The organism is Agromyces binzhouensis, assembly GCF_004135055.1.
Taxonomy (GTDB): Bacteria; Actinomycetota; Actinomycetes; order Actinomycetales; family Microbacteriaceae; genus Agromyces; species Agromyces binzhouensis.
Window position 1 is genome coordinate 1 of record NZ_SDPL01000487.1, and the last position, 2,043, is coordinate 2,043.

At 74.8% G+C, this 2,043-nt stretch carries 1 protein-coding gene and 1 pseudogene; both read right to left on the reverse strand.

What is annotated here, in order from left to right; genetic code table 11:
* Window positions 1-158: 158 nt before the first annotated feature.
* The gene (locus ESO86_RS15980) at window positions 159-1,169 is read right to left on the reverse strand and encodes a tocopherol cyclase family protein (RefSeq protein WP_129235839.1); all 1,011 of its coding nucleotides are present in this window, start codon (window positions 1,167-1,169) and stop codon (window positions 159-161) included.
* Window positions 1,170-1,198: 29 nt separating this feature from the next.
* Window positions 1,199-2,043, reverse strand: a pseudogene (locus tag ESO86_RS19245) (hypothetical protein); the annotation flags it as partial.

The window sequence follows — 2,043 nt, forward strand, 5'->3', positions numbered from 1 at the left end:
TCGGCCTGCTCGGCGGCGAGGGGGCCGCCGGAGCGCTGCCCGAGCGGATGGCGCCGGTGCTCGCCCTCGTCGAGGCCCTGCCCGGCCCGCTCACCGAACGCCTCCTCGTCGAGCTGCTCGCGCGGGTCGTCGAGCCGCGCTGAACCGGGCGGCCGCGCTCAGAGCGCGAGCATCCGGTCGGTGTCGCCGAAGACCTCGAGTCCCGCGCACTCGGCGACGCCGTCGAGCAGGATGGTGCCGTCGTTCGCGACGTGCCGGAGCGTGATGCGGGCGTCGAGCGTCTCCTCCACCCGCTGGTGCATGGCCGTGCGCATGGGGGCGTGCAGCAGGCCGCCGCGCACCCGCTCCGCCTCGAGCTCGAGCAGGCCGTCCGGTCCCGCGAGCGTCCACCGGACGTGGCTGTCGTCGATCTCGAGACGCCGCTCCTCCGAGCGGTTCCAGGTCGTCCAGCGGTGCAGGCGGCCGCCGTGCCGGAGACCCACGATGGAGCCCCGGAAGGATCCGCCGAGCCACGGGATGATCGCGACGGACGCGATGAGCGAGGCATCCGGATGCTCGCCGCCGGCCTGGTCGACGTGGTTGCTCGCCATCCACACGTAGCCCGACGGGAACGCCCGACCCCAGTCCTTCTCGATGTAGCCGCGCCCGCCGTCGAAGGACACCGCGGCGCCCTCGACCTCGAGCGTGCCGCGGAGGCCGTGTCCGAACGAGACGATGCCGTGGAAGCACTCCATGAACGGCACCAGCCCGTACCACCCCATGATGCCGGGCTCGCGGAGCGTCACCGGCCACGGCCGGAGCGGCTCCGCGTGCTCGATGCGCCCGCGCAGCTGGGGGAGGTCGAGCGTGACGCCCCGCGCGTCGAAGCGGTTGGGGCCGACCTCGACGTCGAACCCGTGCGCCGACGCCGTGAACGCCTCGAGCGGGAAGCGGTGGTACCAGGAGCGACCGGTCAGCCCGTCGAGGACCTGGACGAAGGCCTCGTCAGGGCCGTCGCCGCCGTCGCCGCCGATCCCACGGAACACGCCGGGGATCACCGCCCAGCGGGCCGCCCGGTCGGGCGAGACGAGCTTGACGTACCAGCCCTCGAAGAAGCCGCGCCGCACCCCGTGGCCGTGGAACGCCTCAGGGTGACGCACCCCGCGCAGCCATTGGGCCGGTGTCCGCATGGGCACAGCGTACCGGCGCGGCGGCGCCCCTACAGGCCGCAGCGCTCGGCGTAGTAGGCGTACAGGTCGGCCTTGAGCGCGGCGCCCGAGGCGATCTCGAGGCGACCCTCCCGGCCGTCGCCGGTCGCGACCGCGAACGGCAGGATGGTGCCGCGCTTGTCGTCCGCGAGGGCGTGCGCGTCGCACCGCGCGGGACGGACGGCGAGCGGCACGTCGACCGGCTCGTCGCCCGCGGCGACCTCGATGCCGAGCGGCCAGTCCTGGCCGTCCTCGTTGCCGATGAGCGTCGTCGCCGACACGCCGTCGATCGCGAGCGTGCCGTCGCCGGATGCCACGGGCGCGACGCGCACGTCGATCCACGCGCGCTGCGCGGCTCCCGCGCCCGTCGTCCGCAGGTGTTCGGGCAGTTCGATCGTCGCGACGCCGGCGACCGATTCGGCGAGGCAGTCGGCGTCGGCGATGCGCGCCATCGTGCCGAACGGGTCGTCGGGCTCGAGCGTCCCCTCGCGTTCGGCACCGTCGGCGGTCGTCAGGCGCAGCTCGATGCCGATGGCGGCGGGGTCGGCGTCGCACACGCTGTCGGTCAGGTCGAGCCGGATGTCGATGGCGTCGCCCCGATCGAGCTCGAACGCCTCGTCGCGGTCCATGCCCGGTTCGAGGGCCGGGGAGCGGACCGCCACCGCGGTCACCGCGACCGGGTCGCCCGCGTTCTCGAAGTGCAGCACGAGCCGGCCCTGCGGCACGTCGAGTCGCCCCTGCTGGACCTGGACCGAGAGCCCGTCGGGCAGGCCGGCGTCCGGCTCGTCGACCGCGGCGCACGCGCCCAGCGCGGCGGACGCGAGGGTCGCGACGGCCAGGCCCGATGCCACTCGGC